The following is a 4,476-nucleotide window of genomic DNA, read 5'->3' as shown; positions in this document are numbered from 1 at the left end:
GTAAAAAACTGGCTTTGATTGCAGTCATTAATAAACTCTTAAAACAAGCATTTGCAATTGCTAAATCAGGACTTCCTTATGATGAAAATTTTGTGTCGAATTTAAGTTAATTTCCCTTGGATTTTAACTCAGTTCTTTGTTGGTGGCTCGTTTTCATTCTATTACTAAGTAACCATCTACGGTAGAAACATACTTTTGAAAACAATTTTTTGAATCGCCCCATTCAAATATTTGATTATCATTTACTGGTGAACCTAACCAATTAATTAAAAACTCTCGCGGTTTTAATTTTAATTCTATTGTCCTCTCTCCATGGTCATTTAACATAAAAATAGAAACCTCCTCATTTCGACTGTTATAAATTAAAAATTTCAGGCTTATCTTAATTTTTGGTTCAACTTGCAGATGGTCAGAACAATCCAGATACCGAAATGGAGTCATTCCATTTTCAATAAGAAATTGTTTAAACCAATCAAGGTTATAACCATTTTTTATTTGTCTAATTTGACCAAGTATGGCTAGTGAGTATGCTCGAACCCCGGAAACATGAAAAGTACCATTATTAAATTGCCAAGCTCTAATTGCATAAACTTTATTCCAATAGATAGGATCATTAAGGAAATATCCAATTGCCATTTCTTTAGAAAGAGAATCACTTTTCCTAAACCAAGGAAAATTTTCAACAAAATAGTAGAAATTTTCATTTATTTGAAGGTCGTTCCTTTCGGTATTTCTGGTATGATCTTTAATTTGACTTTTGTATTGTTTTAATAGTGGTAAGAGGGGAAAATATTTTTTGGGAAATTGCTCTTCTTTTTCTAAAAGTAATATCAAATTATCGTCGAGAACATTAAAGGGATAGCTTGCAGTAATTAGACGTCTTAGCCCTAACTCTGATCGGTACATTTCTCTAGTTGCCTTTTTTTTAAGTACAAGATCAACGAGTGAATCTCTCCTATAATCCCTTTGAATTACAATTGTTGATTCTTCGATATTTCTAATGAGGTCACTTTCAAAGGCTTCCACTATTTTTTCAAATTCTTTTTCATTTTGTTTTCTATTATTCCAATTATTGATTTGGAGAGCAATCAAAATTCCAATAACCACAAGGACAATTTCACCAACTGCATATAGCAGATATTTGGAAAACTTATTTTCCTGCATGAGTTTTTGACGGATTTTACGGAAATACTTTAGCATTTCATAATTATTAAGGTTGTTGATGGCTATAGAATATATTCTACCGACAAGGCTCATCTAATAGTTCCTCGCTACACTAGTAAGTTATTATTAGAAGTACTCATAGTTACGAAGTAATCTATTGTTCATCAATGATCTAGGTCAGTCAGTAAATCTATTATCAAGGGACATATAAAATCTTTTCTGAGGTACTACTGTTTTTATCCAGGGTACTAAATCGGATAATTATTTCAATCTCATTTAGTCTTTCTCTTGCCCTTTCAAACTCATACAAGTCCAAGCCCAAACTCCAAATGCTTTATCGGTAGGATAACTCACTGTGCCGAAACGGTGATTTAGGCGTTTTTTGAACACTTCATAGTGCTTATGTCCATCGTGTTCGACTTTGTAGATAAAACCGCAATCTGTCTTGCTTATTTGGGTGAAAGGGTTAATGCTAATTCACTTATGATCTTGAAGCAATCTCTAATTCCAAAAGTTTTATTAATCTATTCATTCTCATAAGCCTAATTTCTTGATACATAATTAATTTTTCTCTTCTCGAAATTGTTGATTTTACTATGCTCTTAAATTTGTTATTCTTCTTCAATGCTTTATAATCTAACGGAAACATTTTTTTATATGAAGAATCTTGTGTCAAATCTAAAAGCGATATGCTTCTAATAATTTCAAACCTGCTTAAATCATCAGAGAAATCAACCCTGTCAAAGAGTTCTATGAATATGGGAATTGCTACGTTATTCTCAAAGAGATTATCTCTTTCGTTTATATCATCCAATACTTTAGCATTTCTTTCATAGGTCCATATTAGTTCTTGTTTTAGTGAATCATTTTCCATGAAATCCAATCCATACTGCTTCGCATTCTGATAGGCATTATCCGCAACTAAACTAATTCTTCTGTTAAGGAGATTTTTAAAATGAAAATTTAAAGAATCTGAATAGGGCAAACTTTCATTAAAACTTTTAATGATTATTTCAGCCGAGGAGACAGAAGATTTATTTTCATCAATTTGTATCTTTTGAAATTCAATATCATTTACAATAGTTGTGTACAGTTCCTGAAGAATTTTTAATTCGTACTTCATGACCTTCTTGTCCTCATTCCAGTTATTGATTTGAAGTGCAATCAATATCCCAATAACAACCAAAAGTATTTCCCCAATAGCATACCTCATATATTTTAAAGGCTTGTTATCAACAGCGAGTTTTTTGCGGATTTTACGAAAGAAGCCTATCATATAACTAGAATACTTGGTTGGTCCTCTTTAAGGTATGGAATTATCTATTAAAGTGTTAGTGCGGTTCTATCCTAGTTGCCACAAAAACACTTACCCCTCCCACAATTGCCATGGCGACCGATAATTTGGTTTTATGTAAGCATTGGCTTCAGATGCATTAGAGACTATGCCTTCCACATCGTTCCATTGCAGCTTTTTACCAGTTCGGTAGGCGATATTTCCTAAATGGGCTACCAGGGCGGCATTTCTTCCCATTTCAATAGTACAATTGGGATCTTTTCGATTTTTGATGCATTCCAAGAAATTTGCAGTGTGGGCATCCAGGCCGCTGACACGACTTTTTCGGGGTGGTAATACTTCTGTTAAGTATTTACCATCATGCTGAAGGGGTAGCACTTTCCAGCTTGCCCTGTTGATGGCCAAAATACCATTCTCGCCAATAAAAGCCACTCCAGGTTCACCAGATTCTTCTAAATATGGCGATGTGCCCATGCCCATAAATTGTTCCCAAATAAAGCTGAAATTCCCAAAATCATAAACTGTCGTCAGCGTATCCGGAGTTTCTGCTGCATTGTTGGGAAATGCAATTTTACCGCCAATGGCTACTACAGATTTAGGCGCAGTGGCATTCATACCAAGTAAAACCATATCCAGCATATGCACTCCCCAGTCGGTCATAAGGCCCCCCGCATAATCCCAGAAATACCTAAAAGTACTATGAAATCTATTTTTATTAAAAGGTCTTTCTGGTGCCGGCCCCAGCCATCTGTTGTAGTCCACACCCTGGGGAGGTTCAGCATCCGCTACCACATCAAATCCGCGACCGTAATTTACATTTGCCCAGGCTTTCACCTGCCGTATCTTGCCCAGGGCACTGGAATCCAAATATTCAAAGGCCGAATGCCAATGGGGGTCGCTTCTTTGCCATTGGCCTACCTGCACTACCCTATTGTACTTGCGTACTGCTTTTACCATCAAATCTGCCTCGTGAATACTATTGGCTATTGGTTTCTCTACATATACATCTTTTCCTGCCGCACAGGCATCGATCATCTGAATACAGTGCCAATGGTCTGGAGTGCCAACAAAAACGGCATCCATTTCTTTAATTTTTAAAAATTTACGATGGTCATTAAAAGTTTTTGGGCGTTGACCTGTTTTTGTTTCTATTTCCTTTGCGCGTTTTTCCAACAAATCGCTGTCCACATCGCAAAGTGCAATACATGCTGTTCCCTTGTTTTTAAGAAAAGAACTGAGGTCTGCCCATCCCATCCCTCTAACACCAATGAGGCCAACATTCACTACTTCTCTATCTTTAATTGGGTTTTTGGCCGACACCTGGCCCAAAGGAACTGCTGTGGCAAGGGTTGCTGCACTTACATTTTTAATAAATTTTCTTCTACTACTCATTTCAACGATTTTGGTTTTTTAAAGTACGGTTTTCAAACAATAATAATGGCGTTATGATAAAAACTAAACCGCAAAAAGCTTCGTATTATGGGCATTAGTTTCATCATAAGAGGAATAATTAGACCAGAAAATAAGCTCATCAAAAGATGCTTATTATGGTGGCTGCTACTTCAATATTTCTTTTTCAAGGATGCCCTTTATCTCCTTTTACTTCCTTGGTTTCTCCTATTAGACTCATGAGCGCTATATTAGAATTCATGGACCTTTCATTTTTAATTTTATAATCTTGTAATATGTTTTTATTTGCTTGAAATTCTATTTGTAGTTTAGAAAGTATTTCTTTTTTATCTAGTTGGTTAAGTCTGTTTTGATTCCAGTTGTTGATGCTTAATGCAATCAAAATACCAACCACAACCAACACAATCTCCCCAATGGCATACCTCATGTATTTTAAAGGCTTATTATCATCAGCCAGTTTCCTGCGGATTCGCCTAAAAAAATTAATCATAGTTTCTAATAATATTTTCAAGACGTCCGTCCCGATAGCTATCGGGAGCTATCTCAACCAAATGTCCACTGGACATTTGATTTTGCATTTGCAAAATTCTGTTTCGATAATGAAAGAA

At 35.4% G+C, this 4,476-nt stretch carries 4 protein-coding genes and 1 pseudogene; 1 reads left to right on the top strand and 4 read right to left on the bottom strand.

Translation table 11 applies throughout. The features are described 5' to 3' along the window. A pseudogene (locus ABJH90_RS11255) lies at nucleotides 1-110 on the top strand (IS110 family transposase); the annotation flags it as partial. 43 nt (nucleotides 111-153) lie between these two features. Here the strand turns inward: ABJH90_RS11255 and ABJH90_RS11250 are convergent. From ABJH90_RS11250 to ABJH90_RS11235, 4 genes are all read right to left on the bottom strand, one after another. Then, entirely contained in the window at nucleotides 154-1,200 is a 1,047-nt protein-coding gene (locus ABJH90_RS11250; RefSeq protein WP_348141017.1) for a DUF6090 family protein, read from the bottom strand. 445 nt (nucleotides 1,201-1,645) lie between these two features. Further along, nucleotides 1,646-2,377, bottom strand: a complete 732-nt coding sequence (locus ABJH90_RS11245) for a DUF6090 family protein (protein ID WP_348141015.1) — start codon at nucleotides 2,375-2,377, stop codon at nucleotides 1,646-1,648. Between the two features lie 153 nt (nucleotides 2,378-2,530). Beyond that, nucleotides 2,531-3,850 (bottom strand): Gfo/Idh/MocA family oxidoreductase, encoded by a 1,320-nt coding sequence (locus ABJH90_RS11240; RefSeq protein ID WP_348141013.1) that lies wholly within the window; start codon nucleotides 3,848-3,850, stop codon nucleotides 2,531-2,533. Nucleotides 3,851-4,034: 184 nt separating this feature from the next. Further along, on the bottom strand, nucleotides 4,035-4,358 hold the full coding sequence (locus tag ABJH90_RS11235; RefSeq protein ID WP_348141011.1) for a DUF6090 family protein: 324 nt from the start codon (nucleotides 4,356-4,358) through the stop codon (nucleotides 4,035-4,037). Between the last annotated feature and the right edge of the window lie 118 nt (nucleotides 4,359-4,476).

It is taken from the genome of Eudoraea sp. (assembly GCF_039969275.1).
Lineage (GTDB): Bacteria > Bacteroidota > Bacteroidia > Flavobacteriales > Flavobacteriaceae > Eudoraea.
This window is presented reverse-complemented; position numbering and strand designations above follow the sequence as displayed.